Source organism: Leisingera sp. F5 (assembly GCF_001593695.1).
In genome coordinates this window covers 36,990-58,434 of record NZ_LUKH01000016.1, presented here as the reverse complement: position 1 = coordinate 58,434, position 21,445 = coordinate 36,990, and the positions used below count along the sequence as shown (strand labels likewise).

18 protein-coding genes are annotated in these 21,445 nt (G+C 61.1%); 8 read left to right on the top strand and 10 right to left on the bottom strand.

Annotated elements, in window-relative coordinates; translation table 11 throughout:
• Genes tssL through A2I95_RS13070 form a run of 4 tightly spaced genes read left to right on the top strand, consistent with a single transcriptional unit; the run spans nt 1 to nt 6,399 of the window.
• Nucleotides 1-1,428 carry a type VI secretion system protein TssL, long form gene (tssL, locus tag A2I95_RS13085; RefSeq protein ID WP_291730233.1) on the top strand — a complete coding sequence of 476 codons (1,428 nt, stop codon included), beginning with the start codon at nt 1-3 and terminating at the stop codon, nt 1,426-1,428.
• Nucleotides 1,425-4,997 (top strand): type VI secretion system membrane subunit TssM, encoded by a 3,573-nt coding sequence (gene tssM / locus A2I95_RS13080; RefSeq protein ID WP_291730231.1) that lies wholly within the window; start codon nt 1,425-1,427, stop codon nt 4,995-4,997. The genes tssL and tssM overlap by 4 nt, the downstream gene beginning before the upstream one ends.
• Nucleotides 4,997-5,677 carry a type VI secretion system-associated protein TagF gene (tagF, locus tag A2I95_RS13075; protein WP_291730229.1) on the top strand — a complete coding sequence of 227 codons (681 nt, stop codon included), beginning with the start codon at nt 4,997-4,999 and terminating at the stop codon, nt 5,675-5,677. Before tssM ends, tagF begins: the two co-directional genes overlap by 1 nt.
• A complete protein-coding gene (locus A2I95_RS13070) occupies nt 5,677-6,399 on the top strand; it encodes a protein phosphatase 2C domain-containing protein (protein WP_291730226.1) in 723 nt (240 codons plus the stop codon). The genes tagF and A2I95_RS13070 overlap by 1 nt, the downstream gene beginning before the upstream one ends.
• A gap of 78 nt (nt 6,400-6,477) precedes the next feature.
• On the opposite strand, the gene A2I95_RS13065 is transcribed toward A2I95_RS13070, so the two are convergent.
• Both A2I95_RS13065 and A2I95_RS13060 read right to left on the bottom strand, forming a co-directional pair.
• Nucleotides 6,478-8,640, bottom strand: coding sequence for a serine/threonine protein kinase (locus A2I95_RS13065; RefSeq protein WP_291730225.1), 2,163 nt, complete (start codon nt 8,638-8,640; stop codon nt 6,478-6,480).
• Between the two features lie 44 nt (nt 8,641-8,684).
• Nucleotides 8,685-9,260: an OmpA family protein gene (locus tag A2I95_RS13060; RefSeq protein ID WP_291730222.1), complete on the bottom strand. Its 576-nt coding sequence runs from the start codon at nt 9,258-9,260 to the stop codon at nt 8,685-8,687.
• Between the two features lie 182 nt (nt 9,261-9,442).
• Here A2I95_RS13060 and A2I95_RS13055 point away from each other — a divergent pair, with 182 nt between their 5' ends.
• On the top strand, nt 9,443-10,285 hold the full coding sequence (locus A2I95_RS13055; RefSeq protein ID WP_291730220.1) for a M15 family metallopeptidase: 843 nt from the start codon (nt 9,443-9,445) through the stop codon (nt 10,283-10,285).
• Between the two features lie 22 nt (nt 10,286-10,307).
• Here A2I95_RS13055 and A2I95_RS13050 read toward each other — a convergent pair whose 3' ends face one another.
• The 8 genes from A2I95_RS13050 to A2I95_RS13015 all read right to left on the bottom strand — a co-directional run bounded on the left by A2I95_RS13050 (nt 10,308) and on the right by A2I95_RS13015 (nt 16,856).
• Complete coding sequence (locus A2I95_RS13050) at nt 10,308-11,807, bottom strand: caspase family protein (RefSeq protein ID WP_291730218.1); 1,500 nt, start codon at nt 11,805-11,807, stop codon at nt 10,308-10,310.
• A gap of 129 nt (nt 11,808-11,936) precedes the next feature.
• Nucleotides 11,937-12,263 carry a hypothetical protein gene (locus A2I95_RS13045; protein WP_291730216.1) on the bottom strand — a complete coding sequence of 109 codons (327 nt, stop codon included), beginning with the start codon at nt 12,261-12,263 and terminating at the stop codon, nt 11,937-11,939.
• A 2-nt stretch (nt 12,264-12,265) separates the two neighbouring features.
• Nucleotides 12,266-12,652, bottom strand: a complete 387-nt coding sequence (locus A2I95_RS13040) for a response regulator (RefSeq protein ID WP_027260150.1) — start codon at nt 12,650-12,652, stop codon at nt 12,266-12,268.
• A 34-nt stretch (nt 12,653-12,686) separates the two neighbouring features.
• Nucleotides 12,687-13,550, bottom strand: coding sequence for a protein-glutamate O-methyltransferase CheR (locus A2I95_RS13035; protein WP_291730213.1), 864 nt, complete (start codon nt 13,548-13,550; stop codon nt 12,687-12,689).
• Nucleotides 13,547-14,029 carry a chemotaxis protein CheW gene (locus tag A2I95_RS13030; RefSeq protein WP_039186445.1) on the bottom strand — a complete coding sequence of 161 codons (483 nt, stop codon included), beginning with the start codon at nt 14,027-14,029 and terminating at the stop codon, nt 13,547-13,549. Before A2I95_RS13030 ends, A2I95_RS13035 begins: the two co-directional genes overlap by 4 nt.
• Nucleotides 14,019-16,196: a chemotaxis protein CheA gene (locus A2I95_RS13025; RefSeq protein ID WP_291730208.1), complete on the bottom strand. Its 2,178-nt coding sequence runs from the start codon at nt 16,194-16,196 to the stop codon at nt 14,019-14,021. The genes A2I95_RS13030 and A2I95_RS13025 overlap by 11 nt, the downstream gene beginning before the upstream one ends.
• 1 nt (nt 16,197) lies before the next feature.
• On the bottom strand, nt 16,198-16,572 hold the full coding sequence (locus tag A2I95_RS13020) for a response regulator (RefSeq protein WP_027260146.1): 375 nt from the start codon (nt 16,570-16,572) through the stop codon (nt 16,198-16,200).
• On the bottom strand, nt 16,569-16,856 hold the full coding sequence (locus A2I95_RS13015; RefSeq protein ID WP_027260145.1) for an STAS domain-containing protein: 288 nt from the start codon (nt 16,854-16,856) through the stop codon (nt 16,569-16,571). The genes A2I95_RS13020 and A2I95_RS13015 overlap by 4 nt, the downstream gene beginning before the upstream one ends.
• A gap of 412 nt (nt 16,857-17,268) precedes the next feature.
• Here A2I95_RS13015 and A2I95_RS13010 point away from each other — a divergent pair, with 412 nt between their 5' ends.
• The 3 genes from A2I95_RS13010 to A2I95_RS13000 all read left to right on the top strand — a co-directional run bounded on the left by A2I95_RS13010 (nt 17,269) and on the right by A2I95_RS13000 (nt 21,341).
• The gene (locus A2I95_RS13010; protein ID WP_291730204.1) at nt 17,269-19,641 is read left to right on the top strand and encodes a methyl-accepting chemotaxis protein; all 2,373 of its coding nucleotides are present in this window, start codon (nt 17,269-17,271) and stop codon (nt 19,639-19,641) included.
• Between the two features lie 165 nt (nt 19,642-19,806).
• Nucleotides 19,807-20,751, top strand: coding sequence for a CheB methylesterase domain-containing protein (locus tag A2I95_RS13005; protein WP_291730202.1), 945 nt, complete (start codon nt 19,807-19,809; stop codon nt 20,749-20,751).
• Between the two features lie 26 nt (nt 20,752-20,777).
• Nucleotides 20,778-21,341 carry a chemotaxis protein CheD gene (locus A2I95_RS13000; protein WP_291730199.1) on the top strand — a complete coding sequence of 188 codons (564 nt, stop codon included), beginning with the start codon at nt 20,778-20,780 and terminating at the stop codon, nt 21,339-21,341.
• The last annotated feature ends 104 nt before the right edge of the window (nt 21,342-21,445 follow it).

Below are 21,445 nucleotides of genomic sequence, written 5' to 3'. Positions count from 1 at the left end.
ATGGCTGATTATGACGATCCCTTTGCGGAACCGGGGGATACCGACAAGACGGTGATCAAGCCGAACCCGGGCGGGCGGCGGACGGCCACGCCGGTGCAGCAGCCGGAGACACCGCAGGTCCAGCCGGGAGCGGAACAGCAACCGGCCGAGGCCGGTCTGGACGCCTATGGCGTGCCGCAGGCAGCGGCACCCAGACCGCAGGCCGCTGCGGGCGGGGCGAAGGCGCCGAAAATGGCGCTGACGGGGATGAACCAGCTGACCGCCTGTGCCTCGACCCTGTTTGCGCTGATTTCCCGCATCCGGAACCGGGCCCAGCACATGGACCCGGATGGGCTGCGCAAGAATGTTGTGGCTGAGGTACGTGCGTTTGAAAACCGCGCCCTGCAGGCGGGCATTGCCGCGCAGACCGTCAAGATTGCGCGCTATGCGCTGTGCGCGACGCTGGATGACGTGGTGCTGAACACGCCCTGGGGCGGGCAATCCGCCTGGGGGCTGCAGTCGATGGTGGCGACTTTCCACCGCGAAGTGGTGGGCGGCGACCGTTTCTATGACCTGCTGGCACGGCTGGAGAAGGAGCCGGGCGGCAATATCGATATGCTCGAGTTCCTGTACATGTGCCTGTCGCTGGGGTTCGAGGGACGCCTGCGGGTGGAGCAGGGCGGTTCCGAGAAGCATTTGCAGATCCGCGGCGCGCTGGCCCGGATCATCCGCAATCAGCGCGGGCCCATCGAGCGCGATTTGTCGCCGCATTGGGAAGGGCTGATCAAACCGTTCAAGGCGTTGTCGGTCTGGCGGCTGGTGTGGATCACCCTGGCGGCCACATGCGTGGTGCTGGCATTGCAGTTCCTGGGTCTCAGCTGGATGCTGTCGAACCAGACCGAGAATGTGGTCGGGCAGCTGACGATTGTCGATTCCGGCCCCAAGGCAGAGCTGGAGCGGCGTGCGCCGCCGCCGCCTCCGCCGCCGCCTGCGCCGACGACCGAAGAACAGATCGCCAAGGTCTCGGGCTTCTTGGAGCCGGAGATCAAGGAAGGCATCGTGCAGGTCTTCCAGAAGGGCAACACGCTGATTATCCGGCTGGCCGGTTCAGGCATGTTCGGTTCGGGGTCGGACCAGCTCAGCAGTAAATTCCGGTCTTCGGTGAACCGGGTGGCTGAGTCGCTGAATGACGAAAAGGGCAAAATTATCGTGGCTGGCCATTCCGACAATATTCCAATCCGCTCCTCCCGTTTTCCGTCCAATATGGCGCTGTCACTGGCGCGGGCGAAATCGGTGATGGCAGGCATGGCCAAGGTGATGACAGATCCGGACCGGCTGTCGGCCGAGGGCCGCGCCGACAAGGAACCGATTGCAGACAACAGCACCCGCGCAGGGCGGGCCAAGAACCGCAGGATCGAAATCCTGCTGGTTCAGGAGGTTGAAGGATGATCCGCCGTTATATCTTTCCCCTGTTCCGGTCGATCTACACCATCCTGCTGGTCCTGGCAGCGGTGCTGTCGGCCTGTGTGTGGTTTTTCGCGCCCTTCATCGGCAGTCAAGACTGGCGCCCGTTTGACAGCGTGACGGCGCGGTTGATCACCATCGGGGTGATCTTCCTTCTGTACTTCATCATCATCGGCATCATCTTCTGGCGCCGCCGCCGCAAGGACAAGGAGATGACCGAGGAGATCGCCGAGGCGGTGGATACCTCGGAAGATGATGTTTTGTCAGAGGAAATCGGCGAACTACGCGGCAAGTTCAAGGACGCGATGAAAGAGCTGCGCAAGTCCAAGGGCGGGCGCCGGCACCTGAACGATCTGCCGTGGTACATTATGATCGGCCCGCCGGGCGCGGGCAAAACCACGGCGATTGTGAATTCCGGCCTGCAATTCCCGCTGGCGGAAAAACTGGGCAAGGCCGCGATTGGCGGCGTCGGCGGCACCCGCAACTGCGATTGGTGGTTCACCAATGACGCGGTGCTGATCGACACGGCGGGGCGTTACACCACGCAGGAAAGCGACGCGGAGGCAGACAACGCCGCCTGGCTGGGTTTCCTGGGGCTGATGAAGAAATACCGCAAGCGGCAGCCGATCAACGGCGCGATTATTGCAATCTCGCTGTCGGATCTGTCGCTGCAGGATGAAATCACCCAGAAAAGCCACGCCGCCGCGGTGCGCCGCCGTCTGGCGGAGCTGCGCGAGAAGCTGGGGGTGCGGTTCCCGGTCTATGTGCTGTTCACCAAGGCGGACCTGATTGCAGGTTTTCAGGAATTCCATGACGCTTTGGGCAAAGAGGACCGCGAACAGGTCTGGGGTTTCACCCTGCCGTTGCCCAAGGGCAAAAAGGACGCCGCGCCGATTGCCGGGTTTGACGAGGAGTTCGGGCTGCTGCTGGGGCAGGTCAATGCGCAGCTTTTGGAGAAGATGCAGACCGAGACCGACCATCAGCGCCGCGCACTGATTGCCGGTTTCCCGGCGCAGGTGGCCTCGATGCGGGGTGTTGCGCGTGAGTTTCTGACGGAAGTGTTTCAAGACAACCGTTATGAGCAACGCCAGATGCTGCGCGGGATATATTTCACTTCCGGCACCCAGGAAGGCACGCCGATCGACCGGCTGATGCTGGGCATGGCGCAGACTTTTGGCATCGGCCGGCAGGCGATTGGCACCGGGCAGGGCACCGGGCGCAGCTTCTTCCTGACCCGCCTGTTCGAGAGCGTGATGTTCCCTGAGGCCGGACTGGTGTCGGCGGATGACAAGGTGGAACGCCGCTACCGCTGGACCCGCCGGATTGCGATCACCGTCACCGTTCTGGTGGCGATTGGAATGGGTGCGCTTTGGGTGCGTTCCTACCTTAAGAACACCGATCTGATTGCTCAGGCCGAAGGCCAGGTTTCTGCCTATCAGGCCGCTGCGGCGCAGCTACCGCCCAGCCCGGTCGGCGATACCGATCTGGTGCCGGTGGCCGCAGCGCTGAACAACCTGCGCGACATGCCGGGCAACCCGGTACTGTCCGACCCGGATCCTGACGGGGCGATGACATATGGCCTATATCAGGGCGAGGTGATTGGTACCCAGGCCGCGCAGACCTACCGCACGGCGCTGAACCAGCGTCTTCTGCCAAGGCTTCTGGTGCGGCTGGAGCAGCAGATCGAAGGCAACATCAACAACCCCGACACGCTGTATGAGGCGCTGAAAATCTATCTGATGCTGGGCCTGCAGGGGCCGATGAACCAGGACCTGGTCAAAGAGTGGATGCGGCTCGATTGGGAGCGGATCGCCTATCCCGGCATCGCCCGCAACCAGCTGCGTGCCGATCTGATGGACCATCTGACCGCGCTCTTGTCACAGCCGATGGAGGAGATTGCCCTTAACGGTCCGCTGATTGCCCAGGCGCAGAACATTCTGTCGGAAATGCCGCTGGCACAGCGGGTCTACAACGGCATCTTGAACTCCAAGAAGGCCACTGCACTGGCGAAATGGCGGATCACGGACGTTGGCGGCCCGTCGGTAAAGCGGGTGCTGGTGCGCAGCTCCGGCAAGCCGCTGAACGAGGGGATTGAGGGGATCTTCACCTATGATGGCTTCCACAACGTGTTCCTGCCGGAGGCGGTCAGTGTCGCCGAGCGTGTTCACCGCGAGGCCTGGGTGCTGGGTGAGCAGAACGAAGCCGCCCAGAACGAAGCGGTGCTGCTGAAACTCAGCCGCGATGTGCTGGATCTTTATTACAACGACTACATCAGCCGCTATGACCAGATCCTGGGGGATATCGACATTATCCCGCTGGAGTCGCTGTCCCATGCGGTGGAAGTCACCAATGTTCTGTCCGGGCCGACCTCGCCGATCGTCAACATTCTGACAGATGTCAGCAACGAGACCCGGCTGAATGAGGATAAATCTGTGCTGGATGCGGGCACTCTTGCCGCGGGTGCCCAGAACGTGGCCGCGATTGAGGCGCGATCCAACCTGTCGATCCAGGGCCAGATCCTGCTGGAAGCGCTGGTCGGCTCTGCTGAAAATGCGCCCGGACAGGCCGCCAAGCCGCCGGGCGCCTATGTGCAGGAGCGGTTTGAATGGCTGTACAATCTGGTGAACCGGCCCGAAGGCCAGCCCTCGCAGCTGGATGATCTGATGGGCCAGCTGCAGCAGGTCTATCAGGAGCTGAACAAGATGTCCTTCTCGGGCGTGGCCACCGGCGGGCAAAGCGGCCAGGCGCTGCTGCAGTTCCAGCAGACTGCCAGCCGGATGGGCGGGCCGCTGCCACGATGGGCAACGCAGATTTCTGCGGGATCTTCGGGGATCACCTCGGAAGGCACGCGGGCCTCGATCAATGCGCGCTGGCAATCTGCGGTGCTGCCGTTCTGCGAGCAGGCGCTGGGGAACCGCTATCCGTTCAACCGCTCGGCTCGCGCCGATGTGGCAATGGCGGATTTTGCCAAGCTGTTTGCGCCCGGCGGGATGATCGATGGCTTCTTCAACGATCAGCTGTTGAAATACGTCGATACCCGCAGCCGCCCCTGGACCTGGAAGCGGGTGAACGACGTGGATCTGGGCATCAGCCCGGCGGTGCTGCAGCAGATGCAATATGCCGCCGAGATCAAGGAGGCGTTTTTTGCCGGCGGTGCCCAGCCTGCGGTGCAGTTCCAGATCACCGTTAATGCGCTGGACCCCAAGGCCAAGGAGGTTGTGCTGGAAATCGATGGCTCCAAAGTGGCCTATAACCACCGGTCCGGTGCGCCGACGCCTGTGGCTGTGACCTGGCCGGGGTCCGTCGGGCTGGCGCGGATCACCCTTTTGCCCAAGAAGCGCGACGCCGAAAACGTGATGTCGCGGGACGGGCCCTGGGCCTGGTTCCGGCTGCTGGATGCGGCAGAGGTGCGGCGCACCAATGTCTCTGACCGGCGGCGGGTGAATTTCCGCGTCGGCGGACGTCTGGCGTTGTTCGAACTGCAGTCCGGGTCTGTCATCAACCCCTTCGCCCTGCCGGCAATGGCAAAATTCAGCTGCCCGAAGTCGATGTAATGGCGGGGTTCGGCGCATTCGGTAAGATGCCTTCAGCCGGGGACTTTTTCCGGCTGAATACGCCGGGCGGATTTGTGCGGGTTTGGGATGCCTGGCTGCAACAGGTTATGCTGGACGGGCGGGGTGAATATGGTCCGGGCTTTGACGCCCACTACATGACCGCCCCGATCTGGCGGTTTACCCTGCCTGCCGGTCTGGCCGGTGCGCAACGGGTGATCGGAGTGCTGATGCCTTCGGTTGACCGGGTCGGCCGGCGGTTTCCGCTGACGCTGATGGCGGCGCTGCCAGGGAATGGTTTGGCCGCCGCGCCTCACTTTGGCGAGGGGGCGCTGTTTGAACGGCTGGAAGACGTGGCGCTGGATGCATTGGAGGATACGATGACCAAGGACAGGCTGGCGGAAGCGCTTGCGGGTATTCCAGTGCCGGACATTCGGACGGCGGATCCGTTACCGGCTGCAGGCCCGGGTCTTGTATTGGCCGGTGCCCAGGGACCGGAAGTGCTGCCTGGCGCATTGCCGGGTGCTGCGCTGGAAGGGAAGCTGACCGGCTGCAGCCTGTGGACGGCGATGCTGGATGGCGTGCCGCGGAGACTGGCCTGCGCGGATCTTCCGCAAGGCGGCACCGCACTGGGGCTTTTTGATCTCGGGGCGCCGGTTTGGGCGGGCGCGGAGGGGCTGTGATGAACCAATTGCGCCAATACCGCTACACTGCGCAAACCCATGTGGGACTTAAGCGCAAGGTCAACGAGGACGCCGTTCTGGCCCTGCCTGAGCATGATATCTGGCTTGTGGCCGACGGAATGGGGGGGCACGACGCAGGGGATTATGCCAGCCGGCTGATCGCCGATGCGGCGGCCATGATCCCGCTGGGGCTGGATCCCGCGGCGCGGATGCATGCGCTGCGGGAGGCGATACAGGCCGCGCACAAGGCGATCCGGACTGAGGCGGAAGCCCGTGGCGGCGGCACAATCGGATCGACAGTTGCGGCGCTGGTCATGGCTAATCAGCATTTTGCCGGGCTATGGGCCGGCGACAGCCGGATCTACCGGCTGCGGGACGGGCATATCGAAATGCTGACCGAGGATCACTCGGCTGTGGCAGAATTTGTGCTGGCTGGAAAAATGACATGGGACGAGGCGGAACAGCATCCGCAATCCAACGCGATCACCCGTGCTGTGGGTGTTGGGGAGGAGTTGGAGATCGATAAGATCCGCGGCGACACGGAACCTGGCGACCGCTTCCTGATCTGCTCGGACGGGCTGACAAAATATGCCACCTTCAAGATTCTGGAGGATGCGCTGACCGGCACGCCGCTGGAGACCGTCGGCGATCAGCTGATCCAGATCGCGCTGAATGGGGGCGGTGCGGATAACATTACCGCTGTGGTGATTGACGTCCTGTGACGCCGCCGTTTCGGTACGAACAAACAACCCGGAAAACACGCGTCTGCCGGGCCGCGGGGCGAAAATCCGGTTTCCTGATCAGGGCCTGGCGGTGACCAGAATGCGGCTGTCCAGCGAGCGGATGCGGCTGGAATCACCTTCGTAGCTGGCCTGCAATGCTTCGGCAAAGCCAACTGCGCTTTCGGAGGTTGGGCGCATGCCGTCAAACAGCGGTTCCGACGAGTGCAGGACCAGCACTTTGCTTTTGCCAAGGGTACTGTCATCAACCTTGAAAGCAATGCCGCCGCCGGTGGCGGATTCTTCCAGACTATAGGCGACCCGCACGGGAACCGCGCCGACGGCACCATCCCGCAGACTGGCAACGGCATTGTCTTCGCGCGAGATGTTGGGCAGCAGGTGGAACACATTGCCTGAAACATCCAGGATCGACACGGTCAGGTAACCCTCGGTCACATCACCCGGCAGCACGATGTCGATGACCGGGTTTTCGCCGACAAAGAACCGGCCCGAGGGGTTGGGCTCCACCGTTGTTCCGCCAACAGCAAATGCCACTTCGGCGCCGCCGGAGGGGGCTTTGGGCAGGTGCTGTTCGACAACACAAAGCGCGTCGTTCAGCACCTCCACATCCAGTACCACCTGGCGTTCATGCGCCAGCGCGCGCAGCGCATCGAACAGTTCCAGCCGGGTGGCGGTGCTGGCGACGCGGCCGCTGATCAGCACCGGGTCGCTGGGCGCGTAACCGTCGTAATGGCCATTGCCGTCCCGCAGCAGCGGGCCGCAATCGGCAAAAGCCTCCATCACCGCCTTGACCTCGGCCACCGGCAGCATCGGCAGCTCAAACCGGATCTCGGCCTTGCCTTCCAGGGCGCCGGGCAGGCCGTTGCGGAACAGCTCGTTCAGCATTTCGGCGACGTTGGTGTCGTCGGTGGTGCCGGTGAGCCGGGCCTTGTTGTTGCTGACGACCAGACGCCATTCGCGCAAGCCCTCAAGCGGCTTGACCGTGTCCAGCACATCGACGCCCCAAGTGTCGGATATCGCGCCGGAGGCCAGCGTCAGATCGGCATCCTGAGACAGCGCCAGAAGGGCATCGCGTGCCGCTTCGGACGGCACATTGCCAACGATCTGGACCGGGCCATCAACGGGTTTTTCGGCGATGAAGGAATAGGGGCGGGCCACAGGGTAGGAGGGCTGGAGAACATTGTCGAACATACCGCTGAAGTAGGCGCCGGCCCCGCCGCCGCCGAGCAGAAGCAAAACCGCCAAGGCCGCCCATAGACCGCCGCGGCTGCCTTCCTCTGCCTTGCCCTGAACCGGATTGGCGGGGGGTTGCGGCGGCGGTGCGGGTTTGCTGGTCTGCGGGACGATAATAGTGGCGTCCTCAGCCGGGTCATCCAGCACATCCCCCAGACTGCCGCCATCGGGATTGTCCAGAAAGGCCAGAACTTCCCCTGCATTCTGGAACCGCGCGTTCGGATCCGGGGCGCACATCCGCTCGATCAGGGTTTTGAAGGGTTCGGGCAAGCCATCCGTGTCGAGCGGTTTTTGCTTATTTTCAACCACTTCCATCGGATTGGCGCCAAGTTTCGGCGCCGCGCCGCGGAAGTTGGCCAAGAGCAGCGCCCCCAGCGAGTAGATATCCGAGCGGGCGTCGGTGTCACCGCTCATCTGTTCCGGTGCGGCATAGGAGTATTTGCCGGCAAACTCATTTCCGACAATGGTCTGAGCGCCCGGATTGGTGTCTTTGGCGATGCCGAAATCGATGATGACGGCTTCGGCCGGATCCCCGCCGCGCAGGATGATGTTGTCCGGGCTAAGATCGCGGTGGACGATGTTGCGGATATGCGCCGCCTGCAGACCCTGGGCCACCCGGCGGCAAATCACCAGCAGGTCGTCAGCCGCCATCGGCCCCTGTTTCAGGCGCTTGTCAAGACCGGGGCCTTCGACATAGTCCATCAGAAGATAGATATGCCCGTCCGGCGTGCGGTGATTTTCCGAATAGCGCACCACAGCAGCATGGCGGATTTCGCGGATATTCTCCTCGCGCGCCATCAGGACGGTGAAGTCCTCATTGGCGGCAAGTTCCTGTTTCAGCACCTTCAGGGCCACCAGGTTGCCGGAAATTTCCGAGCGTGCCTTATAGACATGAGACGTGCCGCCGCGGCCCAGCAGGCATTCGATCCTGTAGGTATTGTTCAGCAGGTCACCCGGCTGGAACAAGTCGCCAGGGCGCGATTCAAGCATGGAAGTCTCCCTGGCCTCTGGTCCGCCGCGGGTCGGGGCTGTGGTCAGCCCAGAGCCTGGAATTCAACACGGCGGTTTTCATCGGCGCGCGTATTGTTTTCGTTGTAGGGCGCGGTTTCACCCATGCCGATGGCCTTGAGCATTTCCTCGCCCACACCGCAGGAACTGATCAGGTGGCGGCGCACTTCCTGCGCTCGCAGCAGCGACAGCCGTTCATTATAAGCGGCGGACCCAGAACTGTCGGTATGGCCGATGATCTGGAACACGGTGCCATCCAGCGCCTTCATCGAGGCGCACATATTGGCCAGTTTCGGCGCCTGATCGGCGCGCAGCGCGGCGCTGTCGAAGTCAAAGGAGATCTGGACATTGATCTGGGTTTGCCGGTCGACCGGATTGTATTCCTCGGCTGCGGCGGCAACGATTGCGGTTTCCTCCGCAGGATCCTCGGCCGCAGCTGTGCTGCTTGGCACGATCACCAGGCCGCGTGTCTTCTGCTTCTTGAAGGCTTCGGTGATTTCCTCGACCGACAATTCGCCGCCATTCGACTGCGCCTGAGCCAGCGGGGCAAAAATCAGGCCCGCACCCAGAACACTTGCAAAAATTCCCTTAAGGCGGATCATGCCCGGCGCCCTCCCCTGCCATTTCAACATGGCTGGCAGTCTATACCAGCACCTGCGGCCTGCCAATGGCACGCAGAGTGAAGCGCGGGAAAAAAACACGGTGTTTCCGGCAAGTTGTAATCAGGGGGTTTACTGCCGCGCGGCGACGGATTGAAATGGGTGCAAATGATCCGGGAGGGAAAATGCGGGTTCTGCCAGCAGTGATAATCGCCATTGGCCTTGTGCTGGCTCCGGCGGTTTGGTTCGGGCTCAGCTGGCTGCTGAGCGAAGAAGACTTCCAAGGGTCGGGCGGTGTTGATTCGACCGCGCGGATCGAGATTGAGATGCTGCGTCAGCAGGTCGAGGATCTGCAATCCCGGATGACGGATCTGCAGAGCGAGATTGCCAGCCTGCCCGCCGGAGGGGCAGGCGGCGGAACCCCTTTTACCGATGACGCGGCAGGCGAGGCCGCAATCTGGAACCAGACCGGCGGCGCCGATCTGGATTACGCCCAGGTGGTGCTGATTGCCGACCGGTTGAATGTGAACCGGGGCCTGCGGGTGACAGGCGGTAAGTATCTAACAGAGAAGCTGGGCCGCCCGCGGGAGAATTTGAACGATACCTGCCAGCCGATGACCAATGCGAACCTCAAGGAAAAGCTGGTGACCGAACAGGTCGGGCCGATCCGGGTCAGCATGCTGCGCCCGGCGATCGAAAGCCTGAAAGTGGTGTTTGAGAACATCCGCCAGGCGGATCCGGATCTTTATGCCCGCATCAACACCGCCGGCGCGCTGTGTGTGCGCCGGATCCGCGGCACCGCGAATTCATTATCCACCCACAGCTATGGCCTGGCCGTTGATCTGAATATCGACGGTAAGCTGGATAATTTCACTGACGGCAAGACCCAGCTGGGCCTGACCATCATGGCGGATTTCTTTTATGATCAGGGCTGGGTCTGGGGCGCCGGGTTCCGGCGCGAAGACAGCATGCATTTCGAGATCAGCCGCCGCCAGCTGGATGCGTGGATCGCGGACGGTCAGCTGTGACGGTGTTCCGCAGTTCTGACTGTCAGCCTTCCAGCCCGTAAGCCTGCCGGATTCCCCGTTGGGTTCCGGGCCCGAAGTCCCCGTCAATAGCGCCGGCATAGAAATTGTTCTCCTTCAGTTTCAGCTGAAGGGAGCGCCGTGTCTGCTGAGTGAACATATTGGGCCGCTCGCTCAGCAGGTTGAGCACATCAGAACTGCCGCTGCGCAGAGCCGCATAAAGATAATGCGCTGAATCTTCCGGACCTTTCGACGGGATCAGGCCGTCATCTATGAGGGCCGCGAAATTGAACTGGGCCTGCGGATGGCGCAAGTCCGCAGCGCGTTCAAAGAAAGTCAGGGCTTTTTTCGGATTGGCAGGCAAGCCCAGCCCGCCCTGATAGTGCAAGAAGCCAAGGTCGTTGATCGCATCCGCGAAGTCCTGAGCTGCAGCAGCCTGGTACAATTCCAGCGCCTTGGCCGGGTCTGTTTCGACACCTGTGCCGCGTTCATAAAGCTTGGCCAGTTCGAACTGCGCCTCTGGGGAGCCGGCATCCGAAGCGCGCTGCAGGAAGCCGACCGCCGCGGCAGGATCAAACCGGCCTTCATTCGGGTTGAGCCGGATATAGGCCAGGCCCAGCATCGAGCGGGTATCGCCAAGATCCGCCAGCGCCAGCAGCTGTTCTTCCTGATCTGGTTTCAGCGCCGCCCAGGCCTCGGAGGCATCTGCGACCGTGACCGGAGCATCATTTTTGCCCGGGCCGGCCAGGTAGAACGGCACGCCTGTCAGTGAGCCATAGGTATGCGGTTCCTGCAGATTGGCAGTGTTTTCCATCACCCGGTCGCGCACCTGACGGAACATCAGGCTGATCTCCAGCCCCGGCTGCACCATTTTTTCGATCAGCGCAGCGGCATAGGGCGAATTGCTGCCGGAGCCGTCCAATGCCACCTGGCCGTCCTTGGCGGCAAAGGCCACCAGGGTGCCGCGGTCCGGATCGGCTGCTGCCATGCCGCCGCCGCCGCGGGTTGCGGCAGTTGTTTCGGCGGTTTCACTGCTGCTTTGTTCTAGCGCAATGGAATCGCCCAGCGGGTTGTCGCGGCAGCTGTCGAGGATCACAATCCGCATCTTGCGGGCCCGGTCCACTGCCGCCAGCAATTGCTTCAGCGACAAGGACTGGCGCTGCACATCGCGGTTGCTGGCCACCTCGGCGTCTGCCGGGATCAGAAAATTCTCGCCCTGCACCTCAATCCCGTGGCCGGCGAAATAGACCAGCGCCAGATCGGCCACTTCGGAGCGGAAGGTGAAATCCTCCAGCAGTTGCACCATGTCGGAGGTGCCGGGGTCCAAAGCAAGGCTGACGTCAAAGCCGATCCCTTCCAGCGTGTCCGCCATTGCCACGGCATCGTTGCGGGTGTTTTCCAGTGGCGGCAGGTACTGGTAATCCGCCACGCCGATAACCAGCGCAATGCGGTCGCTTGCAGCCTGTGCACCCGCTGCAACAAGCAGGCAGGCTGTGAAAATCAAAGGTTTGATGAGGAAAGACATGCGGATACCCGGGCTGGCAGTTTCAGCTATGGCCCAATGTAGTCCGTTGCGGCAGCAAAGAAAAAGGAAATTCGCCGCTGCTGAAGGGGATAAAGCAGCCCCGCCCTGGTCGGACGGGGCCGCTTGATTTCAGGTGCTTGCCAGGCTGCCTGCGGTGCGCAGCCGGTCGCGCAGCTTTTCCAGGGTGACCCCGGCAGCTGCAGTCGGCAGGTCAGCCGGTCCGGATTCATCAACTTGCGCCTGCACGCGCCTGTAGAAACCGGACAGCCCGGACAGAGTCTGGATCACCAGATCAAAGTCCTGCAACGAGCGCAGCTCCTGACTGGTTGGGGCGGTGCCGCGTTCCAGCACGTCCAGGACAACGTCTTCCAACGCTTGCATCTGGCTGCGCAGCTGCTCCATTTCCCAGGCCGACGCGGCGCATAATTCGCCTAGGGCTTTGTCAGGGCGTTCCATGGTTATAGCCGCCCGACAACCTGTTCGATGGCCTGTTTCATCGTGGCCACCGTGAACGGCTTTCGGACAATATTGTTCAGACCCAGCTGTTTGCCCATCTGGATCATCTCCGGAGTCGGCTTGCCGGTGACCAGAATGAAACCAACCCGTTGGGTCACTTGATGGCCGCGCACTGCCTGCAGCAGCCCCAGCCCGTCCATGCCCGGCATGTTGTAGTCCGACAGCACCAGATGCACCGGTGTCTGGGTCAGCTTTTGAAAGGCGGATTGGCCGGCGTTCTCGACCATGTAGTTCTTGATGCCGATCTCATCCAGGCTTTGTGTGATGATCCCCCGGCTTGTCGACATGTCGTCAACGACCATAACGCGGAGAGAGTCTTTCAAGCTCATTTTTTCTTTCCTTCTGCTCTGCTTGCAGCCGCGGTCAGGTTTTCCTGCCTGCGGGTGAGTTGACATAAGTGGTGATCCCGGCCGTCTTCAGCTGCTGCGCCGCCGGGCCTGACATGCGCTCGGAATGACCGATGAAGAGGTAACCGCCCGGGTTCAGGGCATTCTGAAAGGCGCTCCAAACCTTCTGCTGGGTTGGGTTGTCGAAATAGATCGCAACGTTCCGGCAGAAAATCGCATCGAACCTGCCGCGGAACGGGAAAGGTTCAATCAGGTTCAGCACCCCGAAAGTGATCAGCTTGCGCAGACTATCGGGAAAGCGCCCGCCGGGATCGCGCTTGGGCACCAGTTTGCTGTATTTTGCATCAATCTGGGCCAGCTCGTCCTCGGGGTACTTCGCCGCCTGGGCATGCTGCACCACAACCGGATCGATATCGGTGCCCAGGATCTTGAAATCCAGCTGCGCCGCTTCGGGACAGATGTCCAGCACCGTCATGGCGATCGAATAGGGCTCCTGCCCGTTCGAGCAGCCCGCCGACCACAGCCGCACCCGGCCGCCGCGGCGCGCCTGTTCGATCAGCGGCGGCAGCACGTCGTTGCGCAGCGTCTCGAAATGGTGCGGCTCCCGGAAGAAATGGGTCACATTGGTGGTCAGCAGCGACAGCAGCCCGCTGCGTTCCTGGTCGGCATTCGGGCCGTCCAGGCTGGCAAGGTAATCCTTGAACTTGGTGATGTTGCGCTGGCGCAGCTTGCGGGCCAGGCGCGAAGACACCAGGGGCTTTTTGCTGGCCGCCATGGCCAGGCCGAAGTGTTTATGCGCGAATTGCGCAATGGCTTCGAACTCCTGGTCCGACAGCGAAAAGCTCTCTGTGTTGGGGGAGATGGAACCTTCTGCGCTCACGGCATCACCTGCTCCGGAGCCGAGATCACCGCATCGAGATTGATGATGCGCACCATGGTGTCATCATGCGAGATGATGCCCTGGATGTACTCCATCGTGTTGCGGCTATCGACCGGCGGGGTGTCCTGGATGTCGTCCGGATTGATCGAGATGATCTCGGACACCGACTCGGCCAGCAGGCCAACCGGCTTGCCATGCACCGAAACGACGATGACGACGTTGCGCTCGCTGGCTTCGGTTTGCTGCAGGCCGAAACGGGCGGACAGATCGTAGATCGGGATCACTGCACCGCGCAGGTTCATCACCCCCAGCACGTCGGCCGGAGCATGCGGCAGGATCGTCACCGGCGACCAGCGCCTGATCTCGCGAATTTGGGTGATCTTCAGGCAGAAGGCCTGCCCGGCCACGGTGAAACTGACAAACTCGCTGTGTTCAGCGTGTCTCACTTCCTGATCGGTTTGCTTCGCTTCAGCTTGCATTGCTCATTCTCCGCTCGGTGTCAAAGGCGGCCGCTGTGGGCGAGGCCGCAATGATGCTTTCAGGGTCCAGGATCATGGCGATCTTGCCGTCGCCAAGGATGGTTGCTGCGGCAACGCCGGCGATTTCCCCGCAGACGCCGTCCAGGCTTTTGATCACCACTTGGCGCTGGTCGTGGATGTCATCCACTGCCAAGGCGCAGCGCTGGCCGGTTTCGGTTTCCACCAGCAGGTAGACGCCGGCCTGCTGGTCGCTTTCGCGGTACAATCCAAGGCTGCCGGCAACGTCGCAGATGGGCACGAAATTGCCGCGGATCGACAGCAAGGTGCCGTCGGCGCCGAGACTGTTGATCATGTCATCGCTGCCACGCATGGTTTCGACGATCGAGGTGATCGGCACCACCATGGTCTGGTCGGCAACCGACACCACCATGCCGTCCATCACCGCCAAGGTCAGCGGCAGGATGATGGTGAACGTCGATCCCTTACCGGGTGTGGAGGAGATATTGATGCGGCCACCTAGGCCGGTCACCGCGTTCTTCACCACATCCATGCCCACACCGCGGCCGGAGAGGTTCGACACCTCCTTGGCGGTGGAGAAACCAGGCGCGAACAGCAGATTGTCGATCTCGCCGTCAGTCAGCTCGGCATTTTCCGGGATCAGGCCCTTCTCAATGGCAATCTGCTTGACCCGCGGGCGGTTCACACCGGCGCCGTCATCCTTGATTTCAATGCAAACGCTGCCGGACCGATGGGAGGCCGAAAGCTGGATTTCCCCAACCTTGGATTTCCCGGCGGCTTCCCGATCCTCAGGTTTTTCAACCCCATGGTCGACCGCATTGCGCAGGATGTGCGTCAGCGGGTCGGACAGCCGCTCGATTACGGTTTTGTCCACTTCGGTATTTTCACCCACATTCACCAGCTTACAGGTTTTTCCTGTCGCAGCCGAAGCTTCACGCACGATCCGCGCCATACGCTGGAACAGCGGTTTCACCGGCTGTGCACGGATGGCCATGACACCTTCCTGGATGTCGCGTGCCAGGTTTTTGAAACCTTCCAACTCTGTTTCAACGTCCCGCGTATCAGAGACGTCGAGGTTGGCGATCTGCTGTGCCAGCATCGAATGGTTGATGATAAGCTCCCCGACAGCGTTGATCAGCCGGTCCACCCGCTCGAGTTCGACACGGAGCGTCGGCTTGGGACCGCCGCGCTGCTCCTGCTTGCCGCTCTCGGCTTTCGGGGCCGATGCCTTTTCTTCGGCAGGTGCCGGCTTGGCTTCGGGTTCTGGTGCGGGGACCGGCGGCTCAAAAGGGACTGCGGGTGCCTCTCCCTCTGCTGCGTCCGCTGCCGGCGGCGCGGGAGGCGCATCAGGTGCGCTGAACATAGCGTCCAGGGCGGCCAGCGCATTGGCTTCCGCTTCAGCGTCGCCTTCGCCGTCGATCGACAGTTCGCAAAGACCTTCGACAAACTCGAAGACAGCCTCGACCATCGACCGGGAGTCCTTGGTCACCAAGGTGATGTCCCAGGCCAGGTAGCTTTCGCTCATGTCCATTGCGTCAAAGCCGGGCAGCTCGTTTTCGTCAAGCTTCACGGTCAGATCGCCCATGTCCTTGAGCGCCTGGAACAGGAAGAACGGTTCATTGCCGGTGCCGTACATTTCCTTCAGCGGCTGGAACCGGATCCGGTAAGTTTCCTCCTGCGGCTCTGCCGGTGCTTCCGGCACAATGCCAAGATCGGCCACCGGCGCCGGAGCGCCAAGCCCCATCGGCTCGAAAGTGAGGTCTTCCTCTTCTTCGGGGATGTATTCATCCAGCGCTGCCAGCAGCGTATCATTGTGCGCTTCGTCTATCTCGCCACCGTCCCGGGCGACTTCGACCAGCGCCGACAGTTGATCGCTGGAGCGCAGCAGCAGCTGGATCAGCTTTCCGTCCAGTTCCATCCGGCCGGCGCGCACTTCGTCAAACACGGTTTCAAACCTGTGGGCAAAGGCCACCAGGTCGTCCAAGCCAAAGGCCCCGGCACCGCCTTTGATCGAGTGCACGGCGCGGAAGATTGCATTGACTGTCTCAGGGTCGTGATCGCCTCCTTCGATGGCGGTCAGCCCCTCATCCGTTGCTTCAAGGAGCTCTTCGCACTCCTCAAAGAAGGTATCCTGAATCGAACCCGACATCTTAGGCCGCAGCTCCTGTCACACGCTTGAGAGCGAAGATCAGAGAGGCATCGTCAAACGGCTTGGTGATCCAGCCGGTGGCGCCGGCGCCGCGGGCGCGGGATTTCAGCTCAGGCGCGCTTTCAGTGGTCAGCACCAGGATCGGCACCTTGGAATTTATTCCGGTGCCGCGCAGCTCCTCGATCACGCCGAAACCGTCGAGGTTGGGCATGTTGATGTCGGTGATCACAACGTCCGGATCCACATCCGGGTACATGTCCACACCTTCACGGCCATCGACCGCGCAGTGGTATTCAAATCCGGCCTCTTCCAGGGTCGCGGCCAGAAGATTCCGGATGGTGCGGGAATCGTCGATTGCCAGAACTTTGGTTTTCATGCTGTTTCCTCGTCTTCAAAACGGTTGGGCTCCAGCCCCAGAAGCGTCAGGGACTTGCGGCAGGGTTCGGTTATATTGGTGACTGAGAAGCCCACCCCCTCGGACCGCCATTGCTGCTCTGCACCGAGCAGGAGCTGCAGACAGCGCGAGGGCATCAAGGCAACACCGCGGCAGTCGACTTCGACTGCTTTGGAGCGTGCCCCTTGAAGAAAGGCGATCAGCGGATCCAGCTCCGCGAAGGCGTTGGGCAGATCCAAAATATGCTTTTGCGTTTCCGTAGTCATTGTCGGCGATTCGCACCCCCGTTGTCGGCGATCAGTTCGAGTTTGATGATGCAATTGATATGCGCCGGGCCTTAACATTTGATTGCCGGCCCACCCGCGTGGAGGGGGATTCATAAGGAGTTCGGGGGTAATTCGGCCGTGGAAATCCCCTCAATTTTTAGTCGTGCTGTCGGGAATGGGGAATCACCTGCGGGCCGCAATCATTGAGGGGTGCAATCTGCGTGCAGCCTGCGCGTGTATCTTTACCCGGCCTTTACAGAGTGACGCTTTTGCGCAGCAGAATTCAGCATCTTTTTGCGTTGTCACAAGAAGGATCCGCGCCTCCGTAAGCCGCAAATTAACATATGCGGCGCATCCTGAGAGACATCATCTTTTGCGGGAGCCTAGACCGCAATGCTCTTAGGAGGACGGAATGAAAGCGCTAAAATCGCTCAAGCTGGCACACAAATTGCCGCTGTTTATTGTTGGGTTCGGTGTTCTGGTAACGGCGATTCTCGTCACGATCAGCACGATCAGCTTCCAGAACAGTGCAGAAAAAAATGCCGAAGACCAGTTCCGCTCCATGGTGGCTGACCGGAAGTATTCGGTACAGACACTGTTGGATGGAATCCATGCGGATGTGCAGACACTGGCGGCCGTGCCGTCGACTGCTACCGCGATCGAATGGCTGACGATGACCTGGAACGATCTGGACGGAAATCCGGGGGAAGTTCTGCGTCAGGCCTATATTGATGATAACCCGAATCCGCTCGGACAGAAACATCTGCTGGCGCGTGCAAAGGGTGACTCACCTTACCACATGCATCACGAAAGCTTTCATCCGGCGTATAAAACTCTGATCGAAAGCAAGGGTTACTATGATGCTTTCCTGATCAATCTGGCCGGGGACATCGTTTATTCGGTGTTCAAGGAAAGTGATTTCGGAACCAATATGATGACCGGCCCGTATAATGACTCCGGCCTGGCAAAAGTGTACCGCTCTGCCTTGGAAGGCAGCCGCGGCGAGGTGTTCTTTGCCGACTTGGAGCCCTATGCGCCTTCTGCCGGCGCAGCCGCGGCCTTTGCTGCAGTGCCGGTTGTGAACGACGCCAATTTGACGGTCGGCGTGCTTGCGGTGCAGATTCCGGTAAATTTGCTGGGGGCCATTGTCAACAATGAGCAAGGCTTGGGGCAGACCACCCAGATCTATCTGGCAGGTTCTGACATGAAAGCGCGGACCAGCTCACGGTTCGACGGCGGGTTTGAAGTGCTTTCTCAATTGCCTTCGACGGAGCAGGTGACAACAGCCTTTGATGGTGAATCCCATGTGCAGAAAGGCGTTCCGGGCCTGAACGGGCATCCAGTACTCGCCTATTCCGAGCCGCTGCCGCTGGAATTTGCAAACTGGGCCATCATTGCCGAACAGGACTGGGCCGAACTGATGGCTCCGGCAGTCAAGAAACGCAACATGCTGCTCCTTGCCTCCGTAATCTGCGCGGCCGGCATGTCCTTCTTCGGCTGGCTGTTCGCCCGCTCCATCACGCGGCCGATCGACCGGATCTGCAGCAATATGGAAGCGGTGTCGTCGGGTAATCTCGACACCGATATCGAAGCCGCAAACCGCAGCGATGAAATCGGCAAGATCGGCAAAACCCTTGTTTCGATGCAGGACGACCTGAAACTGGCCCGTGCAGCCGAAGAGGAACGCGCAGAAATGCAGCGACAGCAGCAAGATGTTGTCGAAAGCCTGAGCGCCGGGCTGATGCAATTGGCCGAAGGCGATTTTTCCCAGCCGATCAAGAACGCATTCCCGCAGGAATACGAACAGCTGCGGGAGAACTACAACAGCACGGTCAGCAACCTCAGCTCCACGGTCCGGCAGGTGGTTGAAGCTTCGGGGAGCATCCGCAATGGCGCTGCTGAGATCAGCCAGGCGTCGGACGACCTGTCGCACCGCACCGAAAGCCAGGCGGCTACGCTGGAACAGACAGCTGCGGCTTTGGATGAGCTGACTGCGTCGGTGAAATCCGCCGCCGAAGGCGCCCGCAGCGTTGAAAGCACCATGGCCGAGGCCCGGACGGAAGCGGAGAACAACCGGGAAGTTGTGCAAAGCGCCGTGTCCGCGATGACCGAGATCGAGCAATCCTCGAACCACATCTCGCAAATCATCTCGGTGATTGACGACATCGCCTTCCAAACCAACCTCCTGGCGCTGAACGCCGGCGTTGAGGCGGCGCGGGCCGGCGAGGCAGGCAAAGGGTTTGCCGTGGTTGCCTCTGAGGTGCGCGCTTTGGCGCAGCGGTCCTCGGATGCAGCGATGGAGATCAAGACGCTGATCGGCGACAGTTCCAAACAGGTGGAGCGCGGCGTCGATCTGGTCGGCAAAGCCGGCGAGGCGCTGCAAAGCATCGTCGAGCAGGTCACTCATATCTCGCAGCTGGTTTCCGGCATTGCCGAAGGCGCGGCCGAACAATCAACCGGCTTGCACGAGATTAACACCGGCGTCACCCAGCTGGATCAGGTGACACAGCAGAATGCCGCGATGGTGGAAGAAGCCACAGCCGCCGGGCACATGCTGAATACGGATGCCGGCAAGCTGTCCGAACTGGTTGCCCATTTCCGGGTGGCCGGCGGCAGCGCAGCACCCGCTCCGGCCCGTGCCGCCGCTTCAGCGGCACCCGCTCCGGCGGCCAAACCTGCGCCCTCGGCACATGGCGAGGCAGACTGGGAGATCGAGGCCAGCCCGGTGCCGGCCGCCGCGGCCGCCAGCGGCAACGCCGCGCGCGATCTCTGGCAGGACTTTTAAACACACACCGAATGCGCCGCGGCCCTGGCTGCGGCGCATTTACATATGTCAACCTATGCCTGCAATTCTGAGGGCATTGCAAATTGACTGGGGATCCCATTGTCTTCGCGAAACTTATTGATCATTACCACTGACCGCAGCTTTGCCCGGAATTTGCAAAGCTACATGGAATCTGCCTATCCCGGCATGAAGGTTCTTTTGGCCAACAATCTGATGATGGCCTACAATCAAGCAGAGGCCGCGCAGCCGGTTTTTGCCTTTGTGGAAGACGGTTTTTCCAGACTGCCCGAATTTGAAATGATGATGGCGCTGTTTTCTGCCATGGATACCCGCTGGGTGGCTGTCATGGACACTCAGGGCGCGATGCCAGCCAGAAAATCCTCGCCGCTGCTGGATGTCGGCGCGGGCATCTTCGAACTGACGAAAGCGGATCATCCCAGCCAGTTTGCCCAGTATTTTGACATGATGATCAATGCGCCGCGGCGCAGCGCCCGTTTGGCTCCGGGCACCTCTGCCGCCCGGCCTTCTGCCGCGGCGGCTGCCAGCAAGAAGCTGATCCTGATCGGGTCTTCTACCGGCGGCGTCGAAGCCTTGCGCAGCATTCTGGTCGGCTTCCCCTTTGACTGTCCACCGACGCTGATCGTGCAGCATACCGGCAAAAATTTCGGATCCGGCCTGGTATCGCTTCTTGACCGGCTGTGTCCGGCGCGGGTGCGTGCTGCCGAAGATGGAACAACGCTGGAGCCGGGCCATGTCTATATTGCTGCAGGCCAGCGCTGTCATATGGGGCTGAGCAGCCGCAAACCGCTGCGCCTGCGGATGAAAGAAGGGCCTGATATTTCCGGTCATACTCCATCTGTTGACGCTCTGTTCACCTCTGCCGTGCCATATGGAAAAGACATTGTAGCCACAATTCTGACGGGTATGGGCCAGGATGGCGCCCGAGGGCTATTGGAGTTGCGCAAGGCCGGCGCGAAAACATTTGCCCAGGACGAAAAGTCTTCGGTTGTCTACGGGATGCCCAGGGTTGCCTGGGATATCGGCGCCGCACAGCAGCAGGTGCCGCTGCCGCGGATGGCCAGCACTCTGCTACAGGCAAGCAAAGCCTGAACGCACCACAGGAAGGAACCAAAACATTGACCACTGTTTTCGCCAACTCGAAGTCTGTAACGGTTCTGCAGGGGGAGTACCGGGTGGCCACAGATCCGAAGATCGTGTTTTCAACGGTGCTCGGATCATGTATCGCCGCTTGCATTTATGATCCGGAAAATGGTGTGGGCGGAATGAATCATTTTCTGCTGGCCAATGCCCGCCAAGGCGGCGCTGCCAATGCCCGTTACGGCATCCATGCAATGGAACTTCTGATCAACGGCGTTCTGAAGAAGGGGGCGATCCGCTCCAATCTGAAGGTCAAAGTGTTCGGCGGCGCCAAGATGTCTGCAAATCTGTCGGACATCGGCGCGGCCAATGCCGATTTTGTGCAGCGGTTCCTGCGGGATGAAGGCATCCCCTGCATCTCTTCCAGCGTTGGCGGCACCTCGGCCCGCCGGGTGCGGTTCCATGCGTGCTCAGGCGCAGCCCAGCAGACCCATGTTAAGGACGACCGCAAGCTCGGCGAACTGGAACAGCGCGCAGCCGCACGATCAGTTCCGGCCCCGGCTCCGGCTGGCGGAAGTGCAGGTGCGGTCGACCTTTTCTGACTCAGACTGCCGGCAAGGAACAGCTTGGGCATCCGAAATTTTCGTTTGCCCGTGCCTGCCTGCAGGGGTAGGTCCTAAGAGTGATGACGACAATCCAGGCTGCA

Coding starts and splice junctions, on each gene's coding strand:
- A2I95_RS13020 (WP_027260146.1), bottom strand. CDS start 16,572: ATGAAAACCAAAGTTCTGGCAATCGACGATTCCCGCACCATCCGGAAT.
- A2I95_RS13025 (WP_291730208.1), bottom strand. CDS start 16,196: ATGTCGGGTTCGATTCAGGATACCTTCTTTGAGGAGTGCGAAGAGCTC.
- A2I95_RS13040 (WP_027260150.1), bottom strand. CDS start 12,652: ATGAGCTTGAAAGACTCTCTCCGCGTTATGGTCGTTGACGACATGTCG.
- A2I95_RS13070 (WP_291730226.1), top strand. CDS start 5,677: ATGAACCAATTGCGCCAATACCGCTACACTGCGCAAACCCATGTGGGA.
- A2I95_RS13030 (WP_039186445.1), bottom strand. CDS start 14,029: ATGCAAGCTGAAGCGAAGCAAACCGATCAGGAAGTGAGACACGCTGAA.
- A2I95_RS13015 (WP_027260145.1), bottom strand. CDS start 16,856: ATGACTACGGAAACGCAAAAGCATATTTTGGATCTGCCCAACGCCTTC.
- A2I95_RS13050 (WP_291730218.1), bottom strand. CDS start 11,807: ATGTCTTTCCTCATCAAACCTTTGATTTTCACAGCCTGCCTGCTTGTT.
- A2I95_RS13060 (WP_291730222.1), bottom strand. CDS start 9,260: ATGATCCGCCTTAAGGGAATTTTTGCAAGTGTTCTGGGTGCGGGCCTG.
- A2I95_RS13045 (WP_291730216.1), bottom strand. CDS start 12,263: ATGGAACGCCCTGACAAAGCCCTAGGCGAATTATGCGCCGCGTCGGCC.
- tssM (WP_291730231.1), top strand. CDS start 1,425: ATGATCCGCCGTTATATCTTTCCCCTGTTCCGGTCGATCTACACCATC.
- A2I95_RS13065 (WP_291730225.1), bottom strand. CDS start 8,640: ATGCTTGAATCGCGCCCTGGCGACTTGTTCCAGCCGGGTGACCTGCTG.
- A2I95_RS13005 (WP_291730202.1), top strand. CDS start 19,807: ATGGAATCTGCCTATCCCGGCATGAAGGTTCTTTTGGCCAACAATCTG.
- A2I95_RS13055 (WP_291730220.1), top strand. CDS start 9,443: ATGCGGGTTCTGCCAGCAGTGATAATCGCCATTGGCCTTGTGCTGGCT.
- tagF (WP_291730229.1), top strand. CDS start 4,997: ATGGCGGGGTTCGGCGCATTCGGTAAGATGCCTTCAGCCGGGGACTTT.
- tssL (WP_291730233.1), top strand. CDS start 1: ATGGCTGATTATGACGATCCCTTTGCGGAACCGGGGGATACCGACAAG.
- A2I95_RS13010 (WP_291730204.1), top strand. CDS start 17,269: ATGAAAGCGCTAAAATCGCTCAAGCTGGCACACAAATTGCCGCTGTTT.